This is a genomic window from Alicyclobacillus acidocaldarius subsp. acidocaldarius DSM 446 (assembly GCF_000024285.1).
Classification (GTDB): domain Bacteria; phylum Bacillota; class Bacilli; order Alicyclobacillales; family Alicyclobacillaceae; genus Alicyclobacillus; species Alicyclobacillus acidocaldarius.
This window is the reverse complement of record NC_013205.1, coordinates 471,957-497,494: the sequence shown is the minus strand read 5'-3', so window position 1 is coordinate 497,494 and position 25,538 is coordinate 471,957. Positions and strand designations below refer to the sequence as shown.

The following is a 25,538-nucleotide window of genomic DNA, read 5'->3' as shown; positions in this document are numbered from 1 at the left end:
GTATGAAACTTCTGCGCCATGGCCATAAGTATAGTACTGAGACAAGGGAGGAATCACCTTGGCATCCGTCGAGAAAAGCCCAGTGCGCTCGGATGCGTGGACGGCTGAGGACGATGAGCGCCTCGCGCAGCTGGTACTTCGCCACATTCGCACCGGCAGCACCCAACTGAAGGCGTTCGAGGAGGCGGCCGAGCAACTCGGCCGGACGGCCGCGGCATGCGGATACCGCTGGAACGGCGTGATTCGCAAGCGATATCGGGACGAGATCGAGGCGGCGAAAGCCGAGCGCAAAGCCCTCCACGTGAAGACGCAGACGCAGAAGGCGGCCACCGCTCCCACGGCGTCCATGCAGGAAGTCATTCGGTTCTTGCAGACGTACGACGAACAGTATCAGCGGTTGCGCGAGTACGTCTCGGCCATCGAACGGGAAAAATCCGAACTGGAAGCGAGGGTGCGCGCGCTCGAATCGCAACTTCGCGAGGGCGGACCGGAGTTGCCGCTGTCACCGGAGCAGCTTGAGGAAGATTCGCGCACGCTGTTCGCCATCATGGAACGGGCGCGCAAGCTCCTAGCCGAGAACCGCTCCGCCGGGACGTGATCGCAGAACCCACTCGGCGCGCAGCGCGTCGGCGAACGAAGGCCGAAACGGGTGCGCGCCGGTTCTCACCGCGTTTTGTACGACCACCACCGCCTGCTGCGCGGAGGCGCGCCAGGCTCGTGGGTACATACGGCTCCTGTCCTGAAACTCGTCCTCATCGGCCACCCACGCGCACCCGGCTTCGACACGGACGTCGAGATCGAGATCCATCCACACCACATCCGCGCCGAGGCAGGGGGGCGTGCAGATGTTGACGTAGTAATCCGTCCGGTCTGGCTTCAGCAGGACGAACACCTGAAACCACGCCTTGGGCCAGGCCATGGCAGCGACCGGATAGGGCGAACTCCACGTGCCCCCGTCATCCTCCACCGGCGTCCCAGGTGGGATCCACCACCCGCCAAACCGCCCCGGCTCCGCCGCCGACCACACGCGGTGCAAAGCGCCGTCCGGTCTCAGGCTGATGAGCCTCACGCCTCGTCCCCTCCGGGATCTGGAGCGGGTTCCGCGCCTGCCTCGGCGGGAAGGAAGTCACTGAAGAGCCGCGTCCGAAGCAAGCCCTTCGCCCCGATGAGGAGAATGGGGCCGATGAATAGCCCGATGAACCCCATGACCTTGAACCCCACGTACAGGCCGAACAGCGTCGCGAGCGTATCCAGGCCCACGCTGTCCGCTAGAATCTTCGGTTCGACGGCGTGGCGAATGATCGAGATGACCACCTGCAGGGCCAGCACCTTGATGGCCACGGCCACATGCCCCGTGATGAGCGCCACGATGGCCCACGGCACGGTGAGGATGGCCGATCCGACGATGGGCACGAGCCCTGCGAGGCCAAACAGGATGCCGAGCAAGATGGCGTACGGAAAGCCGAGCACGAACATCCCGATCATGCCGAGGAACATCGACAGGCACATCAGGATGAACTGCACGCGAATGGTGCCGAGAAACGCGCGCTCCATGTCCTCAAACACGGCGTTCAGTTTCGGCGCCCACCCAGGGGGCATCATGCGGTAGAAGCGGGCCAGCATGCGCTCGCGCCGTTGCAGGATGAAAAACGCCGTGACGACCGAGATCACAGCGATGAACAGGGTGTCGGGGAGATGGGTGACAATCCCAATGAGACCGGTGATGATCTTGTGAACGCTCCCCTCCAGGCCATGCGCGAACTGGGTAAGCGCAGACTGGACCGCGTTCGACACCTGAGGGGGAAGTTGTCCATAGAGCGATTCGCTGTTTTCGATCTCGCCCTCGATCTGCGCGAGCTGTACGCGGAAAAACACCTGGCTGTGCGAGACGAAGGACGTGGCTTCGCGCAGCGCGCCGATGATGATGCCCGCCGAAATGGCCACAATGAGAAGCACGCTCACCCCAAGCACCAAGAGGACCGAGGGCAGGCGCTTCATGCCGCGGCGCTCCAGCCATCGGACCACTGGAATCAGGAGGATGGCAAAGACCCAGCCGATGACAAACGGCAAAATGTACTGCATCAGAGACGCGAGCGCCAGAATGAAAGCGGCGATGAACGCCAGCAGGATGACGATTTCAAGCACTCGCCAAAGGTAGCGGCGCATTTGGGCATCTCGTGCCATACGTCGCAACGGCAGCTCTCCTTCAATTTTGGCTTTCGGTGGCCATCGGTTTCACGAAGCGCCGGCGGAGCATGAAACCCACTCCGGCGAGCAACAGAGCGACCACGTAACACAATGCAGACAGCCAGCCGTGGTGGCCTTGCGCCATGAGCACGGCGCCAGCGGCCAAGCCGCCCATGGTGAAAAGGGCAATGAGGAAAAACATGATCCGGATCTGCACGGACATGCGGTATCCGATGCCTCCCATCTCGTGAGAAAAGAGGGTCCTGCTACACCGCTCTCATCATACCACACTCGCAACGCGCGCTCGACAAGATGGGCCGGACAAGGCAGCCAAAGCCAAAAAAATTCGCCGTCGCACACCGCGGCGGCGAAGCAGGACCTGCAGCTGATCTTCTTCATGTCTTGAGTTACGAAGCGGGCTCCTGGACGCTCATGCCGTTCAAAAAGGCGGCCCACAGGTGCTCTCGATCATCCGCGCACAACACGTCATGCGCCCCCGATCTCATGTACAACTGGGCGCGCGCCGGATGGCGCGAAAGCACAACCACGCGTGAAACACTGGCGTCGCGGAGCGCCTGCACCACGAGCGCGGTCCGAATGGGATCTCCAAGCTCACAGACGAGCGCGGCTCCGAAACCCTCAGCGCGCACGGCCGCTGTCACGCTCGCTTTGTGCGCAGGCACGACGAGCAGGCGGTCCGGATACCAGGCTCGCATCTTATGCTGAACATCCTCGAAGCAGACGAGCAGGCGGACGTCAAGCCCAACGGCGAGCGCGCGATCCACGAACCATCGGTCTGCGTCGGAGCAGGCGACCATCAACAGCTTGTGTCCCACGTAAACCAACCTTTCATTTGTCCGCTGAGTCTCCTTGCTTCTCCGCTTCATACACCATCACCACACATCATCCAGCAGACCAAGCTCATCTATTTTATCCTCGTTTATCCTCGCATCTCGATGAATCCGCTCTGATAGCGCTTACATCCTGAGTATACCACAGACGGCTCGGCAAAGGAACCTCACATCATGGCGGATTGCCCTCTTCCCTTTTTCTCCGCCACCGCCCTCAAGATGGCTTCACCGTACGCATACACGGCGTCGCGAGCGTCAGCCGGCCGCCCTGTTTGAACCGCGTTGTAGACCCTCCGACATGCCTGGACGCCGAGATCCAATTTCGGATTCAGGAGTCGAAGGCTGGACCGGAGGGCCTCCTGCAACACGCGAAGCGCATTCTCCAGCAAGCGGTTTCCGGCGAGTTCGGCGAGAACGCTGAAGAACTTGAGTTCGCTCGCAATGCGGTGCTCGCCGCGGCGAGGCGAAGCCTCGAGCTCAAACAGCGCGTGTGACAGCACGGAGTAGTCGGACTCCATGCGCTGGGCCGCGGCGCGATACGCGATCTGCGCCAGCACGGCCGTCTGGAGCTCGACGAGATCGCGCACGTTGTCGTAGCTGAGGAGGATCGCTGCGTCCAGCGGCTGCATCCACATCTCCACCGAAGCCGCCCGCACGTAGGTCCCCATGCCGTGGCGGAACTCGACGAGCCCCTGGCCGCGCAGCGCGCTCAACGCCTCGCGGACGGTGGCGCGGCTCACGCCAAACCGGTCCGCGAGCTCCCGAAGCGTCGGCAGGCGATCGCCGGGCCGAAACGCGCCCTCTTCGATCTGCCTGCGAATCTCCTCCGCGATCTCCATGTACAGTTTGCTCGAAGCTTCGCGCATGGTCGCATCCCCCTCCGGGTCGAGCGCATTCAACCGACGCCGCCGTCACTTGACGACCAGGTTGACAATCCGCCCGGGGACGAACACCTCTTTGACCACCTGCTTGCCCTCGATCCACTCGCGAATGTCCGGCAGCGCCTTCGCTCGAGCGATGGCGTCCTCTGCGCTGACGTCTGCCGGAAGGGTCAAACGCCCGCGGACGCGGCCATTGACCTGCACGGCGATCTCGACCTCGTCGTCGCGCAACCACGCCTTGTCGTAGGTCGGCCAGGACTGCTCGAAGACCGAGTCTGTGTGCCCGAGCATCTCCCAGAGTTCCTCGCCCAGGTGCGGGGTGAAGGGCGCAATGGCGATGGCGAGCGTCTCCAGCGTGGCGCGATCCAGCCCGTCCTTCGCCTCCTGCTGAAGGTTGTTCACGTACTCCATGAACGCGCTCACCGCGGTGTTGAGGCGGAAACTCTCCATGCGCTCGGTGAGCGTCGCGACGAACCGATGCCGAAGCTTCGTCAAAGACGGGCGTTCCGGCACGAGTTTGTCGACCTGCTGCGCATACAGACGGTACACGCGAGCCAGGAAGCGCGCGACGCCCTCGAGCCCGTTGGTGCTCCACTCGGCGTCGTCCTCCGGCGGACCAACGAACATCTCATACATGCGCAGCGCGTCCACGCCGTATCGGGCGATGATGTCGTCTGGGTTGACGACGTTGCCCTTCGACTTCGACATCTTCGCGCCGTTCAGCGTGATCATGCCCTGCGTGAACAGGCGTTGGAACGGCTCGTCGAAGTCGATCAGGCCGAGATCGTAGATGAACTTCACGTAAAAGCGGGAGTACAGCAGATGAAGCACCGCGTGCTCCACGCCGCCGATGTACATGTCGACGGGCAGCCAGTAATTGACGGCTTCGCGCGAAAACGGCTCCTTGTCGTTGTGCGGATCCGCATAGCGCAGGAAGTACCAGCACGATCCGGCCCACTGCGGCATCGTGTCGGTCTCTCGTTTGGCGGGGCCGCCACACTTTGGACAGGTGGTGTTGACGAACGACTCGATGGCGGCAAGCGGCGACTCACCGGTGCCCGTGGGCTCGTATCGCTCCACGTCGGGCAGAAGCACCGGCAGCTGGTCCTCTGGAACCGGCACCGTGCCGCAGACCTGGCAATAGACGATGGGAATCGGCTCGCCCCAGTAGCGCTGGCGGGCGAACACCCAGTCGCGCAAGCGATAGGAGACTGCCGGCTCCGCCTGACCCTTTTCCGCCATGAGCTCGATGGCCCGCTTCTTAGCCTCTTCAACCGGGAGTCCGTCGAGCGGTCCGGAGTTCACCAGCACGCCGTCTCCGGTGAACGGAAGCTCCGACGCGCCGTCCCGCGGCCGCACGACCTCGACGATCTCGAGCCCAAACTGTTCCGCGAATTCGAAGTCGCGATCGTCGTGCGCCGGCACCGCCATGATGGCGCCCGTGCCGTAGTCCATCAGCACGTAGTCGGCGATCCACACGGGAAGACGCTTGTCGAGCAGCGGATGCTGGACATAGGCACCGGTGAACACGCCGGTCTTGGTCTTGTCCACCACCTGACGCTCGACGTTCGACTTGCGAAGCGCCTGTTCGACGTACGCCTCGACCTCCGCCTTCCGATCCGGCGCCGTGATCTGAGACACGAGCGGATGCTCCGGCGCGAGCACCATGTAGGTGGCGCCGTAAATCGTGTCCGGTCGCGTCGAGAACACTTCGATCTCGCCGTCGTGATCGACCAGGCGGAAGCGAATGCGCGCCCCCTCGCTGCGACCGATCCACGCGCGCTGCATGCGCTTCACGTGCTCCGGCCAGTCGAGCTTGTCCAGGTCGTTCAACAGCCGATCCGCGTAGTCTGTGATCTTGAGCATCCACTGCTCCATCTCGCGGCGCGTGACCGGCGCGCCGCAACGCTCGCAGCAGCCGTCGACCACCTCTTCGTTGGCCAAGCCGGTTTTGCAGCTGGGACACCAGTTGATGGGCATCTTCTTGCGATAGGCGAGGCCCCGCTCAAACATTTTGACAAAGAAGTACTGTGTCCATTTGTAAAACGACGGATCGGTGGTGTTCACCTCGCGATCCCAGTCGTACATCGCGCCGATTTCTTCCAGCTGTCGCTTGAAGTTCGCGATGTTCTGTTCGGTCGCAATCCGTGGGTGGATGCCGTTTTGGATAGCATAGTTCTCGGCCGGCAGGCCAAACGCGTCCCATCCCATGGGATGGAGAATCTCGTAGCCGTGCAGCTTCTTGTAGCGGCTCCAGACGTCCGAAATGGTGTATCCACGCCAATGCCCCACGTGCAGGCCGCTCCCGGACGGATACGGGAACATATCGAGGCAATAATACTTGGGTTTTCCGCTCTTCCCGTCGGCCCTGTGAGCGTTCTGCTCACGCCACCGAGCTTTCCATTTCTGTTCAATTTGCTGTGGACGATATTCCATCGGCTGTCCTCCTGTGCCATCGGTTGCGGCCTGGCCGCCTTCCGCTCATCCAGACTCTCGTCCCGTATTATAGGACGCTCAGCACTCGGAATGCCACTTCCGCCTTTCCCCGCCAGCCCAGTGCATAAAAAAGGGGGGCGCCTACGCGCCCCGTGCTTCATGCGCCGTTTATCGGCGATCGTTCCCGCCGCTCATGATGCCCATGAGCCGCAGGATGAACAGGAACAGGTTGATGAAGTCGAGGTACAGCGACAGAACCATCCACGGCACGTGCTGTTCCGCGACGCCGTACTGCGCCAGGCGATTCACGTCAAACAGCACATACCCGATGAAGATGGCCACGCCGAGATACGCGTACACCAAGCTCGCGGCGGACGAAAAGCCCGTGAACATGGCCACCAGGCCCATCAGAAGAAGCGCCAAGGTACCGATCATCAGAAAGCCGCCGAGGAACGAGAAATCCATCGACGTGCGGGATGCGACGAACGAAGCGACGAGGAACGCGCCCGCCGTCACGGCCAGCGCTTTCAGGACAAGACCCATGCCAAACACGGATGCGTACGACAGGAGCGCGTACGACAACGTCATGCCCGAGATGAACGTGAAGGTGAACACGAACGGATATCCAATGGCGCGCGTATACTGCCGGAACATCGCGTAGACGATCATCCCGAGCTCCACCAGCCACAGGATGGGCGTCAAACCGTACGGCAGGCGCGTGCCCACCACCACGCCGGCCCCGGCCGTCACGAGCGAGGCGCACAGCCCGAGAAACACGCGCGACAGAATTTTGTTTTGCGTGATCGTATACGTCTGCTGCATCGAATCACCACCTCCAGTGGGATGCCCTGTTAGCGTTGAAACAGCGTCAACTGCTTGTGATTTCGCGCGATCAATTGGCGTAAAACGTCCTGATATACTTTAGGCCACACGAAGTTCGAAATCTCCTCGAAACCCACCCACGCCCCTTCATGGCCCGGATGAATCTCCAAGGGTTGGCCTCCAGCTTGATCATACTCGACCGGTGCAAACACGACAACCGTCCAATCCAAGTGCGTGAAAGCATGCGAGACCTCACACACGCGCTCGAAGGCCATGGCCTCCGGCTCCCGAACTGCTTCTCCCCTTTGTGCATGCCCAAAACGAAGCTCCGCAAAACGGGCGCGCGCATGCCACTCCAAGGAAGTGGACGGATCGTCGAGCTCCACGGAGGGCAACTGCCACATACCGCCAAGAAGTCCTCCTTCCGGCCGCTGTTCGGCCCAGAACGAGTCTCCGCGGGTGAGCCAAAGCGCCACCACGGTCTGCCTGCGGCGGGCTCGCTTGGGGAGCCGCTTGGGCAATGCGTCCGTCAAACCGTGCGCTCGTGCCGCGCAACCCGAGACGACGGGACATGCAGAGCAGCGCGGCTTTTTGGGCGTGCAGACGAGCGCACCGAGCTCCATGAGGGCCTGGGTGAGAACCCGCGGTGTGCCGCGCTCGAGCGTCTCCGCGACGTCCTGCTCAATCTGGCGCTTGACCTTGGGCAGATCGACCGGCTCCTCGATAGCGCGGTACCTGGACATCACGCGAAGCACATTCCCGTCCACGGCTGGATAAGGCCGGTTGAACGCGATGCTGAGGACCGCCCCGAGCGTGTACGGCCCTATCCCCGGAAGTGCCTTGAGCTCATCCGGATGGTCCGGAATCCGCCCGCCGTGGCGATCTCGCACCACCTCCATGGCCGCCTTGAGGTTGCGCGCGCGGCGGTAATACCCAAGCCCCTCCCACATCTTGAGCACGTCGTCGATGTCAGCATCCGCGAGATGGAGCGGAGTAGGAAAGCGCTCCATGAACCGATGGTAGTAAGGGATGACCGTCTCGACCCGCGTCTGCTGAAGCATGGTTTCGCTGACCAAAATCGCGTATGGATCGGCCGTGCGGCGCCAGGGGAGATCGCGGCTCGTCTGGGTGTACCACGCTTCTAGTGTATGTGCGAAAGCTGCCAAGCTTTCTTCCACGGTTTAAGTGACGCTCCTTCCCGTTCGCGCCTGCTCTGGATCGCGTTCACCTCATACCACCTGCCGCAGCAGAGAACAATACGCATGGGGAGGTGGCTGGCCATGTGGAACATGATGAACGCGATGAGCGGGATGGCGCGAAGCAGAATGAACTGGCGGCGGCAAAGTCACGGGATGGGAACGATGACGGCCCTGCTCATCGGCGCGAGCGTGGGCATTGCGGCCTGGGAGGCCATGCGTCAGATGCAGAACAAAAATCAAATGCCGAATGCCGCACAGGAGCTTGCGCAACAGATGATGGACGAAATCCGCGAATAGACTTGTCGGGCCCGCCCCTTCGGGGACGCGGGCCTCTCTGAAGTCGTATCGCAGTGAAGCTATGGGTAGCGTCGGTGGACGCCGTATTTGTGCTTCCAGACCTGGTACGACAGGCGGCTTCGCTTGAAACTATCCACAAACCGCTGCGTATTGTCGAGCACGCGCCTCGCTTCAGCCAGGCTCATCTGCCTCGAAAAGATGGCTTGACCGAACTCCTCGAGATCAATGATGTGGTAGTACGACCGCTCGTACAGAAGGACATCCACGTACATGTCTTCCACGTAAATATACTCCTGATCTTCCCACACCTTGACGAGATCGACGTAATGGTCAAAGCGCAGGCGGGGATGCTTGACCGGGACACCCTTGTCCATACACGTGCTGACCGCGATCCCCCACTGCGGATAGATCTCGCGCAAATGATTCGTGTATCCCTGTTCGAATGCGGGGCGCTGCACGACCACCAAACCAGGTCTGCGAACGAGCTTTTCAATCACGAAAGGCTCATTCGAGCGGTCGATTCCGCGTTCTTCGCGCTTGTGAATTTGTTGAACGCGGCCCTCTCGTAGCGCCACGAACGCCCCTCCTGCCTGTCCATAAGATCCGCTTTTCATATAGACTACCATGAGTTGCGTAAATCACAAAGCCGGAGGAAGGGCGTCACGACGGCCGCGAACCTCGCCGGGGCTTGAACCTCCGCCTCAAACGCCGAACCCCGACAGGCTCGGCCAAGCCCCGCCTGCGGACCGAGCGCGTCCGCATTCGCTTGCCGCGCACGACCCGGACGCGCTTGACCGCCCACCACGCGCCGGCACCTATCGCCGCGAGCAGCAAGAGATACACGTACCACGGGGCCGCCTCCAGCGGTTCGGCGTAGGTCAGCGAGGCCGCGTCGGCGTGTTCGATCACGACCCACTTGCCGTCTGCGCCAAACAACCTGCTCTGAGGCGGGAGCATGGCGCGATCGCCATTGATGGGATTGTAAAAGAGGAGGTAACCCTCCTCATTTTCACCTTCGTATTGCCAGTCGTCGATCACGCGCTGGCCGAAGTTGACCTCGTGATATAGGGGATCTCGCGCAACGAAGGGCATGATCATGCGGTAGCCTTCGTACACCGTGAGGAAAAGCGCCAATGCTGCGGCGATCATCAGCCAGACAGGCGCCCGCCGCCGGTTCCCGACACGCATCTTCCGCGCCATTTGTCACACCTCCGGTTCTCCACGGTGGATCGTATGAACCGGAGCGGAAGGGGAGAACGAGCGCGGACGACGCGACATCACACGAACAGTTCTTCGGACTCGATGAGCTTCGTCAACTGATGCACCGCGGCCTGCTCATCCGTGCCGCTCGCCCGAATGATGACGCGCTCACCGGACGGAATGGCGAGGCTCATGACGCCCATGATGCTCTTGGCGTTCACCGTCTTGCCGTCCCTCTCCACAAACACTTCCGACTTGAAGCGCGTCGCCTCTTGAACGAACTTGGCGGCCGCACGCGCAAACAAACCGCCGCGCAGGCGGACAATCGTCTCTTTCTCAAACATTTTCATCACCAAGTCCTCAGGATTGATCTTCAGTATACCATCCCATGCACCGCGGAAGATAGCGGTTTCACGGCTCTTTATGGGTCATTTCCGACGATTTGTCGACAGCCACGTGACCTTTTTTTGAACGATCTCGCAGCCGATCGGCGATCTCCTCCAGCTTGCGAAACCGGTGGTTCAACCCCGACTTCGACACCCGCCCTCCGATGGCCGCGCTCAGTTCCTGGAGATTCGACTCCGGGTATTGGAGCCGCAGCATCGCGGCCTCGCGCAGGTGTTCGGGCAGACTCTCCAGCCCTATGGTACGCTCGATCCAGCGGATGTGTTCCAGTTGGCGGATGGCCGCCGAAATCGTCTTGTTCATGTTGGCCGTTTCGCAGTTCACCAGGCGATTCACCTGATTTCGCATCCCTTTCACGATCCGCCGATCTTCAAATTGAAGCAGCGCCCGCACCGCGCCGATCACGCTCAAAAACTCGACGATCTTTTCGACCTCTTTGATGTAAACGATGTAGCCCTTCTTCCGAGCGGTCACGCGCGCGTTCAGCCCATAGTGGTTCATCAGCCGCATCAGCCACTCGGCGAGATCGAGCGAATGCGCGTAGATTTCCAGGTGATACGAGGAACTCCCGGGCGCGTTCACCGAACCACCGGCGAGAAACGCCCCTCGGAGGAAAGCCCGCCGGGCCTCGTCCTTTCGAGGGAGCGTCCACGCGACGGCCAGAGGCCCCTCTGCGATCTCACCGCCGTATCCCAACTCCGCGAGCGCTTGCTCGGCCTGCGCTCGGCTCAATCGCAACGTGTACACGTGGTTCTTCTTCAGGCGCATCTTCCGCCGCACCACGACTTCCGGGCGAATGCCCAACAGCTGCTTGATGGACGTGTAGACGCGCCTGGCCGTGGCCACGTTCTCGGTCTCGATGACGAGCGCACCCTCCTTGAGGCGAAACGACGCGCTCAGGGCGAACACCGCCATGAGCTCGTACCGAGTTGCCGCGGGATCCGAGGTGATCTGCGTCAATTCCTTTTTGGTCTCCGCGGCAAACGACATCGCTATCTCTCCTATCTCGTCGCGTGCTTGGTGTCCCGCTCGTAGCCCAACAGGCTCACGATCTGCTCCGCTACCTTCCGGCTGTCGTGGCGGGCATAGGTCGCGTAATGAATGAAGTCGCGGGCGATGACCTTGAGCCCGAGTTTGTGCAGTTCCTCCATGTCCACCCGAACCGGGTAGCTCTGTTGCTCCTGATAGCGCCGCAGGGCCTCTTCCGGCAGCGGCGCCGCGTTGACCAGCACATAATCGAACAACCGGCGACCCACGTGGCGATAAATCACGCGCACGTGGCTCGATGCCGACAGGTCGTCCGTCTCCCCGCGTTGAGTCATCACGTTGCATATGTAGATTTTGCAGGCTCGGCTCGACGCAATGGCTTCAGCGATACCCGGAACCAACAGGTTCGGCAGCACGCTCGTGTACAAGCTCCCCGGCCCCACGACGATCGCGTCTGCGGACTCGATGGCCGCGATCACGTCGGGCAGAGGTTCCAGGTGTGCCGGAACAAGCTCTAGTCGCTCGATGCGCCCGCCGGCCTCCGGAATGCGCGATTCACCCTCAACCACGCGGCCGTCCTCGAGGTACGCGCGAAGGCGCACGTCCTCGCGCACGGCCGGCAACACCTTGCCTCGAACCGCCAGTACGCGACTCGTCTCGCGAATCGCCGACTCAAAATCGCCCATGATATGCGTCATCGCCGCGAGAAACAGGTTCCCGAAGCTGTGACCCTCGAGCCCTTCTCCAGCGGGAAAGCGAAACTGCAACAGGCGCTCGAGCAGCGGCTCCGTATCCGCCAGCGCGACCAAGCAGTTGCGAATGTCCCCGGGCGGCGGCATGGCGAAGTCATGTCGCAGTCTCCCGGAACTCCCCCCGTCGTCCGCCACCGTCACGACCGCAGTGAGATCGACGTCATACTCCTTCAGACCGCGAAGAATGGTCGACAAGCCCGTTCCGCCGCCGATGCACACAATCTTCAGCCTGCGCTCTCGCCACCGTTGCAATCGCCGCTGGCGCCGAATGTCCGACCACCATCCGAACGCGAGCAACACCACAGCCGCAAGCACAATTGCGACGCCGATCTCGGCGGCGTGCGGCCAGTGCGAAAGCCGCAAGACGCCCGTCAAAAGGCCCATGCCGAAACAGGCGATGGTCCACGCAAGCAACCACCACTGTCGCATGGGCTAGTCCTCCCGCCTGAAATCCCGGTGCGTCAGATCGACAACGGCGATGTCTCGCAGATGTTCAGCGATATGCTTCGCGACGGCTACCGAGCGATGCTTGCCACCCGTGCAACCCACGCCGATGACGAGATGGCTCTTCCCTTCCCGCTGAAACTCCGGGATGAGAAAGTCGAGCATGTCTTCCGCCTTCTTCAAGAAGGCCTGTGTCTGCGGCCACTGCATGACGTAGTTGTACACCGGTTCGTCTTCTCCGGTGTACGGCCGAAGATGATCGATATAGTGGGGGTTCGGCAAAAACCGCACGTCAAACACCATGTCCGCGTCGAGCGGCACGCCGAACTTGAACCCAAACGACACGACGTGCACCGGCAGGCGCATCGCATGTTCGACAAATCGGCGGCTCAACTCCTGCTTGAGTTGGTTGGCGGACAGGTTCGACGTGTCGATCACGACGTCGGCCGCCTGGCGCACGCCCGCGAGCTTCTGCCGCTCGGCCTGAATGCTCTCGAGCAGTCTGCCTCCCATCGAAAGCGGATGGCGGCGGCGAGAGGCTTTATACCGCCTCACGAGCGTCGCGTCGTCCGCGTCGAGAAACACAAGCGTCACCGTGACGTCCTTGCGGTCTCTGATCTCCTGGACGGTCATCAGCAGCGGCTCGAACAGTTCACCGCCGCGCAGATCACAGCCAAACGCCATCTTGCTGAGCTTGCCGGACGCGTGCTCGGCCATGTCGATGAGCCGCGGCATGAGCGCAGGCGGCAAATTGTCGACACAGAAGAATCCAAAATCTTCGAACGCCTGCATCGCGGTGGACTTGCCCGCGCCTGACATGCCGGTCAGCACAATCGCCTGCAAGCGGTTGGTCACAGCACATCCCCCTCTTGGCTGCGCGCAAACAGCGGTTCCAGCGGATAGCCTTCGGGATCCATTTCATGGCGAAGTAGACGGTGCTCCGCGTCGTACGAGAAGCTCCCAAAGAACACCCTGTCATCACCGCGCTCCTCGGCGGCGATGGCATGTAAAAGCATGAGGCGATCTCCTTCGTCCATGGGCAGGCGCGGAAGTTCCAGCTTCGTCACGATGGCGAGCGTGCCTTCTCGATGGACGGTCCGGAGTTTTCCCGAGGCCCCTCGCCCGACGAACTGGGCGATGATGCGCCGCTTCTCGCCTTCCTCGGGCCCCGCGGCGATGTGGATCTCGTACACCCCGCGAAGATGGGCGTCCTCGAGATGCAAACCCGTTTCCTCCGTGAACTCGCGCATGGCCGCGAGCCGCCACGATTCGCCTGGCTCGACCTTGCCGCCCGGCAGGTACCACCATCCGCGGCGCGGTTTGCGCAACATCACGAACCCGCCGTCAAACGGTGCATAGCAGTTGACAATCACCTGCAAGGCGCCCACCCCATTTGTGAACAGCATAGCATGCTCCGCCAAAAGTATACCAGGGATGCGTTCCACGCAAAAAAAGCGGCACTCGGAAGCCGAGTGCCCAAGAACCTCTATATCAAAAGGGGGTCAAATGTGCTACGTCTATAGAGTAGACCGCACATGTTTCAACCGTGTTACATCCTCGTGAAATTTTGATGACCGCCGAACATTTCCCCCGATCCGTCACTCTTCGCGGCTCCGCCGCGCCCGCCATCCCGCCCGAAGCACCACCTGCTCCATGCGGGAACTGCATTTGCTGAGCGAGGACACGGAAACGCTGAAATGAGCGGCGAGATCGCGCTGCAAAACGGGTACGTTGGCGTAGCGAAGCACCACATACAGGAGGCCGGCCGCCCAGCTTTCCGGTTTCACAATCCGCTTGCGCAGATCGAGGAACAGGTCGTCGTACAAGTACGTGAGCCAGAACCGACGCGCCTGACCCACCAGGGCACGAAGACCGCGGGCGATGAGCCATTCCTCCGCAAGGTCCCAAACTTCTCGCCACTGCGGTTGCAGATCCAGGATGATGTCCTGCCGCACGTCCTCCAGCCGCATCTCGATGGGACCCGCGGCGCGCCAGATTCGAACTGAGCCTTTCGCGCCCATCCGCTTGAGCGCCACGAGGGTCTGCTCCTGAAGCGACGCGTCGATGTCGGGCCGAGCCAAAAACGACTTCAGCGCTTGCTCTGCGTCGCCGTCGCCGACGACCGCGAGCGCGCGAATGACACGCTGGCGCACCTCGCGGTTGCCATGTCGCAAACTCCAGTAGAGCGACGCGCGCAGGAGCGGATCTCGCTTCCATTCGTCTGGAGACGACGTCTGTAGGCGATCTCGGACTTCGGCGAGCTGCATCTCGACCGGGATGTCCAGCTGATAACTGACGCTCACCGAGGTGAGCCCCGCTCCCCGCGCTTGGCGCACCCGCTCGAGGTGATAGTCCGCGACGCGCGCGCAGTCCTCGTGTCGAGACAATTGCCTCCAAAGCGCTTCCGCGCAGGTCAGGTTGCCGAGGTTCGCATGCGCGGCGGCGAGACCGTGCAGCAACATGGGGTGATCTGGTGGGACGAGGCGTGCGAGGCGGCGAAACGCGGCGAGCGCGTCGGCGTGGCGGCCGACAAACCCCAGCGTAATGGCCACCTTCATCGCGATGTCCGGGTGAAGCGGGATGACCTTCTGGAGCGGCTCCACCGCTCGCCGCAACCGATCCTCGTCGCCGAAATGTTGCAACAAAAGCGCGCGGTTGCAGAGCGCATGCAGGTTGTCGGGCTGGCGTTCAAGAACGCTCTCCGCCATCGCAAGCGCCTTGTCGTACTGGCCCGTGTAATAGTACGCCAAGCTGAGGTTGTTGCGCGCCGCGATGTGAGACGGATCGGCCGCCACCACCTGCTCCAGCCACTCCACGGCGACCTCAAACTGCCCGTTTTCGAGAAAGTAGCGCCCGTCCTGGATGGCCTGCATCGTTTCCGCGCGGGCTTCCTCGCGCCTCCGCCGCTCCAGCGCCCGGCCGCCGCCAAACTCGTCGATGAGAATGGAGAGCATCTCTTCCGCCTCGGCGGCGTATTCTCCGTCTGGATCGAGATCCAGGTATCGAAGGAGGTGTTCTTCAGCCGCGTCGTAGTCCCCCAGGTTCGCGTAATTGTTGGCGAGGTAAAACCAGCATTCCGACATGTGCGGATCCATATGTTCAAGCACGTAGTGCAACAGTTCATTGGAAGCTTCAAAATCGCCGAGCTCCGCGAGCACGCCCGCGAGATTGCAGTAATTGACCGGATTGTCGGGCTCATACTCCACGGTCCTCTGGAACGCTTTCACCGCGCGCGCCAGATCATTCCGCTGCAAGAAGCGCATGCCTCGCTCGAAGAAGTAGGACGCGTCCAGCTTCATCGCAATGACGTTCTCGGGTCGATCCACCTTGTTGTAGCGATGGCGACGTTTGTCCATTTGCACCTTGTGCAGCGCCTCCTTTGCACCATCCAACGGCACACGCACTTCGTGGCGAGATCGGGCGAACGCGCTGCTCGCGCCCGCAACTGGTGGAAAAAGTATAGCACAGCGGGCCAGAAATGGCGAAGTTCCTCAAGAAATTTGTACATGCTATAATGAATAGACGCTTTTGGAGGACTGTACAGGGGGATGAACGTGAAATCCATCAAACGTGCCATCGCACATGCGATTGCAGACGTCGTCGCGCGGCCGACCGACGAGATCGCCCGCATGCTCGAGTATCCGCCAAATCCGGCGCTTGGCGATCTCGCCCTGCCCTGCTTTCCGTTCGCGCGGGAGATGCGGAAGAACCCGGTGCAGATTGCGGAAGAGCTCGCAGAGCGCGTCCGGCAGGTCGACGGCGTGGAGAGCGCACATGCCGAGAAAGGGTTTCTGAACATCCGGCTGGCGCGGTCCCAATTCGCGGAACGCGTGGTGGGACAGGCCATCGCCTCCGTGCACGATCTGTTCTCAGAAGAGCGGGGCCGCGGGCGGACGGCCGTGATCGACTACTCGTCTCCCAATATCGCCAAGCCGTTTGGCGTCGGACATCTGCGCTCCACCATCATCGGCCACGCGCTCAAGCGCATGATGCGCGAGGACGGCTGGAGAGTGGAAGGCGTCAACCACCTGGGCGACTGGGGCACGCAGTTCGGCAAGGTCATCGCGGCGTACCTCAAGTGGGGCAGCGAGGATGAGGTCCGTAAGGACCCGGTCAAGGAGTTGTTCCGCCTCTACGTCCGGTTTCACCAGGAGGCGGAGTCGTCGCCCGAACTCGAAGACGAGGGGCGGCTGTGGTTTAAGAAGCTGGAGGAGGGCGATCCGGAGGCGACGCGCCTCTGGCGGTGGTTCATCGACGAGAGCCTGCGCGCGTTCAAACAGGTGTACGATCTCCTGGGCGTGGAGTTCGAGCATTACATCGGCGAGAGCTTTTACAACGACAAGATGGATGCCATTGTGCAGGAACTGCGGGAGAAGGGGCTGTTGGTCGAAGACCAGGGCGCGGAAGTGGTCGATTTGTCCGCGTACGGCATGCCGCCCTGCATCATCGTCAAGTCGGACGGCACGTCCATCTACGCCACGCGCGATCTCGCCGCGGCGGACTACCGGCATCACGCGTTTGGTGCCGACACGCTCCTGTATGTCGTGGGCGCGGAGCAGAAGCTGCACTTCGAGCAGGTGTTCAAGGTGCTCGAGCTCATGGGCCGGGACTACGCGAAAAACTGCGTGCACGTCCAATTTGGGCTGATGAAATTCAACGGCCAGCGCCTGTCGACCCGGCGCGGGCACGTCGTATATCTCGAGGACGTCCTGCAGAAAGCCATCGAGGAAACGCGCGCCATCATCGACGAGAAAAACCCTGGGCTCGAGAACAAGGACGCCATCGCCCGCCAGGTCGGCGTGGGCGCCGTGATCTTCAACGATCTCAAGACGTACCGGGTTCATGAGGTGGACTTCCGGTACGAGGACGTGCTCAATTTCGACGGCGAGACCGGCCCTTACGTGCAATACACCCATGCCCGCGCGTCGAGCGTGCTTCGCAAGGCCGAGGCGGACGCGGCGGCGAAGTGGGCCCCGGACTACGAGCCGGATGACGCGGAATGGGCGCTTATCTTCCTTCTCGCGCAGGCCAACGAGTCCTTGGAGCGCGCCGTCGATACGTACGATCCGTCCGTGATCGCCCGGTACGCCCTTCAGATGTGTCACGCGTTCAACCGCTTTTATCACGATCACCCCATCCTGCAGGCGGACGAGCCGGCGCGCACGTCCAGACTGGCCCTCACGCGGGCTGTGCGCGAAGCGCTCGCGAAATCCCTCTACCTCCTCGGCATCGAGGCGCCGGAGGAAATGTAAAAGCGGCGGAGATGTCCGCCGCTTTTGCTTTGAGCGCCAGGCATACGCACCGTCGACGCTACCCCGTATGGGCCCATTCATCACGCCTCAGGCGCTTCCTTCCGACTGTGCCGCGATCATCTGCTCCAATTCCGCCGCAAACTGCTTCGCCGCGTCGAGCCCCATGCCCTTCAGGCGGAAGTTCATGGCCGCGACCTCCACGATGACGGCGAGGTTGCGCCCGGGCCGGACCGGCACCGTCACCTTCGGCAGCTCGATGTCCAGGATCTTCATGGTCTCCGTCTCGATGCCGAGGCGATCGTACGCGTGGTTATCGCGCCAAGCCTCGAGGTGCACGACCATCGAGATGCGCTTGTGCGTCCGTACGGCCCCGGCGCCAAACAAGGTCATGGCGTTCAGGACGCCAAGGCCGCGAATTTCGATGAGGTTCTGCAACAATGGCGGCGCGCTGCCGACGAGGTAGTCGTCGGAGATCTGCCGAATGACGACCGCGTCGTCCGCCACGAGCCGGTGGCCGCGCTTGATGAGCTCAAGCCCCGTCTCGCTCTTGCCGATCCCGCTCGAGCCGATGATGAGAATCCCAATGCCGTACACGTCGACCAGCACGCCGTGCTGTAAGGTCTCCGGAGCCAGCTTGTCCTCGAGGTAGTTGGAGATGCGCGCGGTCAGGCGCGTCGTCACCATGGGCGTGCCGAGCACCGGGATGCGGCGAGAAGCGGCTTCCTCCAGCAACACCGGCGGCGGCGTGTCGCCGCGCGTGATGATGATGCAAGGCGTCTGCTGATACGAACAGAAGGCAAACGCGCGCAGGGCCCTTTCCTTCTCGTTGAGACCGCGCAAAAACGACAGCTCGGTTCTGCCCAGGATCTGCACGCGCTCCGCCGGGTGATAGCGCAGGTAGCCGGCGAGCGCCAGCCCTGGGCGGTTGATGTCGCGCGTGTAGATCATGCGGTCCAGATCCGCGTCCTCATTGAACACGTGCAGATCGAGATCGCGCACCAGCTGCCTGACACTCACTCCCCGCAGATTGGCCACGGCCCCATCCTCCCTTCCCGGCGCTCAGTCGCGAGCCGCCTCGAGGTCCAGTGCTCGGCGCGCGGCCATCCGGGCGCGATCCCGCTCCAAAATGGGTCCGAGGAACCGCCCGGTGTGCGACTGGGGATTGCGGCAGACCTCCTCCGGCGTGCCGGCCGCCACGACTTGCCCGCCGCGGCTGCCGCCCTCCGGGCCGAGATCGATGAGATAGTCCGCCGTCTTGATGACGTCCAGGTTGTGCTCAATCACGAGCACCGTATCCCCATTCTCGACCAGGCGGTGAAGCACCGTCAAGAGCCGCTCGATGTCGGCCACATGGAGCCCCGTCGTCGGCTCGTCCAAAATGTACAGGGTGCGGCCGTTCGACCGGCGATGGAGTTCGGATGCCAGCTTCACGCGCTGCGCCTCGCCACCCGAGAGCGTCGTGGCGGGCTGGCCGAGCTTGATGTACCCAAGCCCCACATCCACCAGCGTCTGCAGGCGGCGCCGGATCCGCGGGATGTTTTCGAAGAACGCGCACGCGTCCTCCACCGTCATGTCGAGCACATCCGCAATGTTCTTGCCCTTGAACGTGACCTCGAGCGTCTCGCGGTTGTACCGCTTGCCCTTACACACCTCGCAGGGCACGTACACATCCGGAAGGAAATGCATCTCAATTTTGATGATCCCGTCGCCCTTACACGCCTCGCACCGGCCGCCGCGCACGTTGAACGAGAAGCGTCCCTTCTTGTATCCGCGCATCTTCGCCTCGTTCGTCGCGGCAAACAGGTCGCGGATGTCGTCGAACACGCCCGTGTACGTGGCCGGGTTCGACCGCGGCGTGCGCCCGATGGGCGACTGATCGATGTCGACGACCTTGTCCAGGTATTCGAGCCCCAGAATGGCGTCGTGATCGCCCGGCTTGACGCGCGCCCGATTCAGGTCCCGCGCCAGCGCCTTGTGCACGATCTCGTTCACCAGCGTGGACTTGCCCGAGCCGGAGACGCCGGTCACGCACGTGAAAAGCCCGATGGGGATGCGGACGTCGATGTTCTTCAGATTGTTCTCGCGCGCGCCGCGCACCTCGAGCCAGCGACCGTCCGGCTTTCGCCGCTCCTCCGGCACAGGGATGAAGCGCCGCCCAGACAGGTACTGCCCCGTGAGCGACGCCGGATTCGCCATGATCTCGGCTGGCGTCCCCTGCGCCACCACCTCGCCGCCGTGAATGCCCGCGCCCGGGCCCATGTCGAGGATGTGATCGGCCGCAAGCATGGTGTCCTCGTCGTGCTCCACCACGATCAGCGTGTTGCCGAGATCGCGCATGTGCTCGAGCGTTCGGATGAGGCGCTCGTTGTCGCGCTGGTGAAGGCCGATGCTCGGCTCGTCGAGGATGTACAGCACGCCCATGAGCGACGATCCGAGTTGCGTCGCCAGCCGAATCCGCTGCGCCTCGCCGCCCGATAGCGTGCCGGCCGATCTCGCCAAGGTCAGATAGTCGAGCCCCACATCTCGCAAAAATCCGAGCCTGCTCTCAATCTCCTTCAAGATCTGGCGGGCGATGTGCATCTCTTTTTCGGACAGCGTGAGCCTTCGGAAAAACTCGAGCGCCTCGGCGACGGTCATCTCCGTGACCTCGGCGATGTTTTTCCCGCCCACGCGCACGGCCAGACTTTGCGGCTTGAGGCGCCGGCCGTGGCATGCGGGGCACGGTTTCGCGCTCATGAACGACTCGATGAACTCGCGGATGGACTCGGACGTCGACTCGCGGTATCGGCGCTCCAGATTCGGAATGACGCCCTCGAACGGAATGTGAGCGGTCTTGTGCTGGCCAAAATCGTTCTCATACGAAAAGCGAATGACCTGGCCGTTTCCGCGCAAGAGAAGCTGCACCGCCTCCTCCGGCAGTTCCGCGATGGGCACATCCGTCGGAATGCCGAACGCCCTGCACGCCGCTCGCAACAGCTCCGGATAGTAGTTCGAGAACGATCCGCTCCAGGGCGCAATGGCTCCTTCTTCGATGGTCAGCGACGGATTCGGGATGACGAGCTGCTCGTCCACTTCCAGGTTGACACCGAGGCCCGTGCACGTCTCGCACGCACCAAACGGGCTGTTGAACGAGAACATGCGCGGCGCCAACTCGTCCACCTGAAAACCGCAGTGCGGGCATGCGGCGTTCTGGCTGAACAGCATCTCCTCGCCGTCGATCACGTCGATCACGGCAATCCCGCCGGACAGGCCGAGCGCCGTCTCCAGCGAATCCGCCAGCCTGCTCGCGATGTCGTCGCGCACGACGAGCCGGTCGACGACGACCTCGATAGTGTGCTTGCGATTCTTTTCAAGCTGGATGTCCTCGTCGAGATCGCGCACTTCGCCGTCGACGCGCACGCGGACGAAGCCCTGCTTCCGCATCTGCTCGAACACCCGCTGGTGCTCGCCCTTGCGCCCGCGCACCACCGGCGCCAGCACCTGGAGCCTTGTCCGCTCGGGTAATTGGAGGACGCGATCGACCATCTGCTCGATGGTCTGCGACTGAATCGGGATGCCGCAATGGGGGCAGAACGGCTGCCCCACCCGCGCGAACAAGAGCCGAAGATAGTCGTAGATCTCCGTCACCGTGCCGACCGTCGATCGCGGATTCCGGCTGGTCGTCTTTTGATCAATGGAAATCGCAGGTGACAGGCCGTCGATGGCGTCGACGTCCGGCTTATCCATCTGGCCCAGGAACTGGCGGGCGTAAGCCGAAAGCGACTCCACGTACCGCCGCTGTCCCTCGGCGTAGATGGTGTCGAAGGCGAGCGACGACTTGCCGGATCCGCTGAGGCCGGTGATCACGACGAACTTGTCGCGCGGAATCTTGACGTCGATATTCTTCAAATTGTGCACGCGAGCCCCGCGCACGTGGATGTAATCCTGTGGCATGCCGTCTTCCTTCTTCCTTCGCGCCTCACGACGCGTCCATGAGTTCCATGATCATGTCCCGCAGCTCCGCGGCGCGCTCGAACTTCAAAGCTTTTGCGGCCGCCTTCATCTCCTGCTCCAGCTTCGCGATGAGCTCCTTGCGCTCGCGGCCCGACAGCTTTTGCGCCTTCTCCGCCACGGCCACGTAATCCTCTTCCGACTCCGCCACCTTGGTGGACTCAATCACGTCCCGTACCGCCTTGCGAACGGTCTGCGGCGTGATGCCGTGTTCTCGGTTGTACGCGATCTGCTTTTGCCGCCTGCGCTCCGTCTCCTCGATGGCGATGCGCATCGACTCGGTGATGGTGTCGGCGTACATGATGACCGTGCCGTTCGCGTTTCGTGCCGCGCGGCCGATGGTCTGAATGAGCGACGTGTGCGACCGGAGAAAGCCTTCCTTATCCGTGTCCAGGATCGCGACCAGCGAGACCTCCGGCAGATCCAGCCCCTCTCGCAGGAGGTTGATCCCCACCAGCACGTCGAACACGCCGCGCCGGAGGTCGCGCAAAATCACCATGCGCTCGATGGTCTTGATGTCCGAATGAAGGTAGCGGACCTTGATGCCGAGCTCTTTCAGATAATCGGTCAGGTCCTCCGCCATCTTCTTCGTCAGCGTGGTCACGAGGACGCGCTCGTCACGCCGGATGCGCTCGCGGATCTCGCCGACGAGATCGTCAATCTGCCCCTTGACGGGCCGCACGTGGATCTCCGGATCCACAAGCCCTGTCGGGCGGATGATCTGCTCGACGATGCGCTGCTGATGCTGCTGCTCGTAAGGCCCGGGCGTGGCGCTGACGTAGATGCACTGCCCCACGGCCCGCTCGAACTCCTCGAACTTGAGCGGCCGGTTGTCTGCGGCCGAAGGCAGCCGGAACCCGTGCTCGATCAGCGTCAGCTTGCGGCTTCGGTCGCCGTTGTACATGCCTCGCAGCTGCGGGATGGTGACGTGAGACTCGTCGATGAACGTGAGAAAGCCCGGAGGAAAGTAATCGAGCAGCGTGTACGGAGGCTCTCCGGCTTCGCGGCCCTCGAGGTGCCGCGAATAGTTCTCGATTCCGGAGCAAAATCCCATCTCGAGCATCATTTCAATGTCGTAATGGGTCCGCTGCTCGAGTCGCTGCGCCTCCAGCAGCTTGCCCTGAGCGCGCAGTTCCGCGAGCCGCTCCTCCAACTCCGCGCGAATTCGCTCGATGGCCCTCTCCAACCGCTCGCGCGACGTGACATAGTGCGACGCGGGAAACACGCTGAAGTGCGACCTTCGCGCCACCACTTCGCCGGTCAGCACGTTGATCTCCGAGATTCGGTCGATCTCGTCCCCAAACAATTCGACGCGAATGGCATTCTCGTCGCGGGATGCCGGGAAAATTTCGACGACGTCCCCCCGCACCCTGAACGTACCCCGCGTGAAGTTGATGTCGTTGCGGGTATATTGCATATCCACCAGCTTGCGAAGCATCTGGTTGCGGTCCATCACGGCACCCACCCGCAGCGAAAGCACGTGATGCCGATACTCCTCAGGATTGCCGAGGCCGTAGATGGCGGATACGCTCGCGACCACCAGCACGTCGTTCCGCTCCAGAATGGCCGCCGTCGCGGAGTGGCGCAGTTTGTCGATCTCGTCGTTGATCTTCGCGTCTTTCTCGATATACGTGTCCGTCGACGGAATGTACGCCTCCGGCTGATAGTAATCGTAGTAGCTGACGAAATACTCCACCGCGTTGTTGGGAAAGAATGCGCGAAACTCTGCCGCCAACTGCGCGGCGAGCGTCTTGTTGTGCGCAATGACCAGCGTCGGGCGGTTGACCTCCGCGATGATGTTGGCCATGGTAAACGTCTTCCCCGATCCCGTCACGCCAAGCAACGTCTGGTGACGGAGGCCGCTGTACACCCCATCGACGAGCGCCTCAATGGCCTGAGGCTGATCGCCCTGAGGTTTCATGTCCGTCACAAGCTCGAACTTGCCAGGTAATTGGGACATGACTCGCCCTCCTTGCTCGTTGGCTCATCCGTGGACGGGGATGGGCACAGCTTCACTCTACCATACCGAACGAGAAAAAGGGAACACACGTTCCCTTGAAACTTGCGATCCAGTTTACACGAGATCACCTGTTCATTATAAAAAATCGGCAGGGACGGGTGCAAAGCGGACTCGGCCCCTCCTTCCCTCGCTCGCGCGAAAGCGGCCCCCAGCCAACAGAGGCGCCCGCGCGGAGAAGCGGAGCTTCTGAATCGACATCCGTCGCGACTCGAGTCTCAGTTGGTGGGGAGGGCGGGAGCGGTGCCCGGCGCGTAAATCTTGCGCAGGATGACAATGTTCACGCGGCGATTGGCCTGGCGGCCTGCCGGCGTGGCGTTGGACGCCACCGGATGATACTGGCCGTAGCCCATGCCGGCCAGGCGCGTGGGGTTGATGCCGTGATCGGCCAAGAAGCGCACGACGCTCATGGCGCGCGCGGCGGACAGCTCCCAGTTGGACGGGTAGATGGGTGTGTTGATGGGCTGCGTGTCGGTGTAGCCTTCCACGACGATGTCGTTCGAGATTTGTTTAAAGAAGGGAATCAGCCCCTCGATAATGGCCTTGGCTTTGGGCAGTAGCACGGCCTGGCCTGTGTTGAAGAGCGCCACATCGCGCATCGTGATCTGCACACCGCGTGCCTCGTCGATGACCTGAACTTCGCCCGACAGGTGATGGCTGGCGATATACTGCTGAATTTCTCGATACAATAGGTCCAGTTGCTTCGCGTCGGTAAGGTCCTCGTTCGACTGCTGGTTCTGCGTCGTCGCGTTGGACGGGTTGTTTGGGTTCTGCAGGTTGTCGGGGAACTGCTGACCGTTGTTTTGATCGCCGCTTTCCAGGAGCGCCGTGGTGCCCATGTTGAGCGGGATCTGCTGGCCGGGATGAAGCGCCTGATAGAGCGACTCGGCCAGCGTCGCGAAGCGGGTCTTGTCGATGGTCGACATGGCGAACATCACGACGAAAAACACGAGAAGCAGGGTGATGAGATCGGAGTACGTCACCAGCCACCGCTCGTGATTTTGTTTGTGCTTAGGCTTCTTGCGCCGCTCCACTCTGAACCCCCGCCTTCTTCTCGACGCGATCGGACGCCGCCAGGAACGAGAGAAGCTTTTGCCTCAATACGTTCGGATTCTCGCCGGCCTGGATGGACAGAATGCCTTCGAGCGTCATCTCGCGCTCGAGCATCTCCTCCTGCGATCGCGCCCGCAGTTTGTTGGCGACGGGGAGCCAAAAGATGTTCGCGCTCGCGACGCCGTACAGGGTCGCGATGAATGCCGTCGCGATCTCCGGCCCCAGCGAACTCACGTCGCTCAGGCTACCGAGCACGTGCACGAGCCCCATCACCGTGCCGATGATTCCCATGGTCGGCGCAAATCCGCCCGCTGCCTCGAACATGTTGATCCCGACCTCATGACGCTCTTCAATGTGGGCGAGCTCCGTCTGCAGCATGTCCTTGACCAATTCCGGATCGATCCCGTCCACGATCAGCCGGACGCCGTTCCGCATGAACGCATCATCGAACGAGTTGACGTGGTCCTCCAGCGCGAGAATGCCTTCCCGGCGGGCCATGACGGCGAGATCGACCAACTGGTCGATCTGCGCGCGTGGATCTCGCTTGGGTGCGAAGAAGGCGATCCGCAGGTACTTCGGCAGGGACAGGAACACTTTCAGGGAGCTCGACAGCATCGTCGCGCCGAGCGTGCCACCAAAGACGATCATCATGGCCGAAGGCTGGATCAGGGCGGCGATGTTGCCCTTGTCGAGGATGTACCCCCCGAGAAGACCGCCAATGCCGAGCAGCAAGCCGAGTACCGTTGCAAGGTCCATCCGAACGCC

At 62.1% G+C, this 25,538-nt stretch carries 24 protein-coding genes; 3 read left to right on the top strand and 21 right to left on the bottom strand.

Annotated elements, in window-relative coordinates; genetic code table 11:
- Positions 1-58 precede the first annotated feature (58 nt).
- A complete protein-coding gene (locus AACI_RS02275; protein WP_012809857.1) occupies positions 59-598 on the top strand; it encodes an RsfA family transcriptional regulator in 540 nt (179 codons plus the stop codon).
- Here AACI_RS02275 and AACI_RS02270 read toward each other — a convergent pair.
- The 8 genes from AACI_RS02270 to mutY all read right to left on the bottom strand — a co-directional run bounded on the left by AACI_RS02270 (position 569) and on the right by mutY (position 8,355).
- On the bottom strand, positions 569-1,069 hold the full coding sequence (locus AACI_RS02270) for a DUF402 domain-containing protein (protein ID WP_012809856.1): 501 nt from the start codon (positions 1,067-1,069) through the stop codon (positions 569-571). The genes AACI_RS02275 and AACI_RS02270 overlap by 30 nt on opposite strands.
- Positions 1,066-2,184, bottom strand: coding sequence for a sporulation integral membrane protein YtvI (gene ytvI / locus AACI_RS02265; RefSeq protein WP_245530755.1), 1,119 nt, complete (start codon positions 2,182-2,184; stop codon positions 1,066-1,068). The genes AACI_RS02270 and ytvI overlap by 4 nt, the downstream gene beginning before the upstream one ends.
- 22 nt (positions 2,185-2,206) lie before the next feature.
- Positions 2,207-2,410 (bottom strand): hypothetical protein, encoded by a 204-nt coding sequence (locus tag AACI_RS02260; protein WP_012809854.1) that lies wholly within the window; start codon positions 2,408-2,410, stop codon positions 2,207-2,209.
- A gap of 184 nt (positions 2,411-2,594) precedes the next feature.
- Positions 2,595-3,023 carry a hypothetical protein gene (locus AACI_RS02255; protein ID WP_012809853.1) on the bottom strand — a complete coding sequence of 143 codons (429 nt, stop codon included), beginning with the start codon at positions 3,021-3,023 and terminating at the stop codon, positions 2,595-2,597.
- 182 nt (positions 3,024-3,205) lie between these two features.
- Positions 3,206-3,904, bottom strand: coding sequence for a FadR/GntR family transcriptional regulator (locus AACI_RS02250; RefSeq protein ID WP_041707214.1), 699 nt, complete (start codon positions 3,902-3,904; stop codon positions 3,206-3,208).
- A gap of 45 nt (positions 3,905-3,949) precedes the next feature.
- Positions 3,950-6,355, bottom strand: a complete 2,406-nt coding sequence (leuS, locus tag AACI_RS02245) for a leucine--tRNA ligase (RefSeq protein ID WP_012809851.1) — start codon at positions 6,353-6,355, stop codon at positions 3,950-3,952.
- A gap of 168 nt (positions 6,356-6,523) precedes the next feature.
- Entirely contained in the window at positions 6,524-7,177 is a 654-nt protein-coding gene (locus AACI_RS02240) for a Bax inhibitor-1/YccA family protein (RefSeq protein ID WP_008340434.1), read from the bottom strand.
- Positions 7,178-7,206: 29 nt separating this feature from the next.
- On the bottom strand, positions 7,207-8,355 hold the full coding sequence (gene mutY, locus AACI_RS02235) for an A/G-specific adenine glycosylase (protein ID WP_012809850.1): 1,149 nt from the start codon (positions 8,353-8,355) through the stop codon (positions 7,207-7,209).
- A gap of 102 nt (positions 8,356-8,457) precedes the next feature.
- Here mutY and AACI_RS02230 point away from each other — a divergent pair, with 102 nt between their 5' ends.
- Positions 8,458-8,673 (top strand): hypothetical protein, encoded by a 216-nt coding sequence (locus AACI_RS02230; RefSeq protein WP_008340432.1) that lies wholly within the window; start codon positions 8,458-8,460, stop codon positions 8,671-8,673.
- A 59-nt stretch (positions 8,674-8,732) separates the two neighbouring features.
- Here the strand turns inward: AACI_RS02230 and AACI_RS02225 are convergent, their stop codons facing one another.
- The 8 genes from AACI_RS02225 to AACI_RS02190 form a co-directional block, all read right to left on the bottom strand.
- Complete coding sequence (locus tag AACI_RS02225) at positions 8,733-9,248, bottom strand: hypothetical protein (protein WP_012809849.1); 516 nt, start codon at positions 9,246-9,248, stop codon at positions 8,733-8,735.
- A gap of 85 nt (positions 9,249-9,333) precedes the next feature.
- Positions 9,334-9,873: a hypothetical protein gene (locus AACI_RS02220; RefSeq protein WP_012809848.1), complete on the bottom strand. Its 540-nt coding sequence runs from the start codon at positions 9,871-9,873 to the stop codon at positions 9,334-9,336.
- A 77-nt stretch (positions 9,874-9,950) separates the two neighbouring features.
- Positions 9,951-10,217, bottom strand: a complete 267-nt coding sequence (locus tag AACI_RS02215; RefSeq protein WP_174260445.1) for an HPr family phosphocarrier protein — start codon at positions 10,215-10,217, stop codon at positions 9,951-9,953.
- A 67-nt stretch (positions 10,218-10,284) separates the two neighbouring features.
- Entirely contained in the window at positions 10,285-11,268 is a 984-nt protein-coding gene (whiA, locus tag AACI_RS02210) for a DNA-binding protein WhiA (protein WP_012809847.1), read from the bottom strand.
- An 11-nt stretch (positions 11,269-11,279) separates the two neighbouring features.
- Positions 11,280-12,446: a gluconeogenesis factor YvcK family protein gene (locus AACI_RS02205; RefSeq protein WP_012809846.1), complete on the bottom strand. Its 1,167-nt coding sequence runs from the start codon at positions 12,444-12,446 to the stop codon at positions 11,280-11,282.
- 3 nt (positions 12,447-12,449) lie between these two features.
- Positions 12,450-13,316 (bottom strand): RNase adapter RapZ, encoded by an 867-nt coding sequence (rapZ, locus tag AACI_RS02200; protein ID WP_012809845.1) that lies wholly within the window; start codon positions 13,314-13,316, stop codon positions 12,450-12,452.
- Complete coding sequence (locus tag AACI_RS02195) at positions 13,313-13,867, bottom strand: NUDIX domain-containing protein (RefSeq protein WP_012809844.1); 555 nt, start codon at positions 13,865-13,867, stop codon at positions 13,313-13,315. Before AACI_RS02195 ends, rapZ begins: the two co-directional genes overlap by 4 nt.
- A 192-nt stretch (positions 13,868-14,059) precedes the next feature.
- On the bottom strand, positions 14,060-15,817 hold the full coding sequence (locus AACI_RS02190; protein ID WP_081442602.1) for a tetratricopeptide repeat protein: 1,758 nt from the start codon (positions 15,815-15,817) through the stop codon (positions 14,060-14,062).
- A gap of 192 nt (positions 15,818-16,009) precedes the next feature.
- Here AACI_RS02190 and argS point away from each other — a divergent pair, with 192 nt between their 5' ends.
- The gene (gene argS, locus AACI_RS02185; protein WP_218917103.1) at positions 16,010-17,713 is read left to right on the top strand and encodes an arginine--tRNA ligase; all 1,704 of its coding nucleotides are present in this window, start codon (positions 16,010-16,012) and stop codon (positions 17,711-17,713) included.
- A gap of 87 nt (positions 17,714-17,800) precedes the next feature.
- Here the strand turns inward: argS and hprK are convergent, their stop codons facing one another.
- The 5 genes from hprK to AACI_RS02160 form a co-directional block, all read right to left on the bottom strand.
- The gene (hprK, locus tag AACI_RS02180; protein WP_394295646.1) at positions 17,801-18,739 is read right to left on the bottom strand and encodes an HPr(Ser) kinase/phosphatase; all 939 of its coding nucleotides are present in this window, start codon (positions 18,737-18,739) and stop codon (positions 17,801-17,803) included.
- 33 nt (positions 18,740-18,772) lie between these two features.
- Positions 18,773-21,646, bottom strand: a complete 2,874-nt coding sequence (gene uvrA / locus AACI_RS02175; RefSeq protein WP_012809840.1) for an excinuclease ABC subunit UvrA — start codon at positions 21,644-21,646, stop codon at positions 18,773-18,775.
- Between the two features lie 25 nt (positions 21,647-21,671).
- Complete coding sequence (gene uvrB / locus AACI_RS02170) at positions 21,672-23,663, bottom strand: excinuclease ABC subunit UvrB (RefSeq protein ID WP_012809839.1); 1,992 nt, start codon at positions 23,661-23,663, stop codon at positions 21,672-21,674.
- A 275-nt stretch (positions 23,664-23,938) separates the two neighbouring features.
- Entirely contained in the window at positions 23,939-24,754 is an 816-nt protein-coding gene (locus AACI_RS02165) for a flagellar motor protein MotB (RefSeq protein ID WP_012809838.1), read from the bottom strand.
- A complete protein-coding gene (locus AACI_RS02160) occupies positions 24,732-25,529 on the bottom strand; it encodes a flagellar motor protein (protein ID WP_012809837.1) in 798 nt (265 codons plus the stop codon). Before AACI_RS02160 ends, AACI_RS02165 begins: the two co-directional genes overlap by 23 nt.
- Positions 25,530-25,538 lie beyond the last annotated feature (9 nt).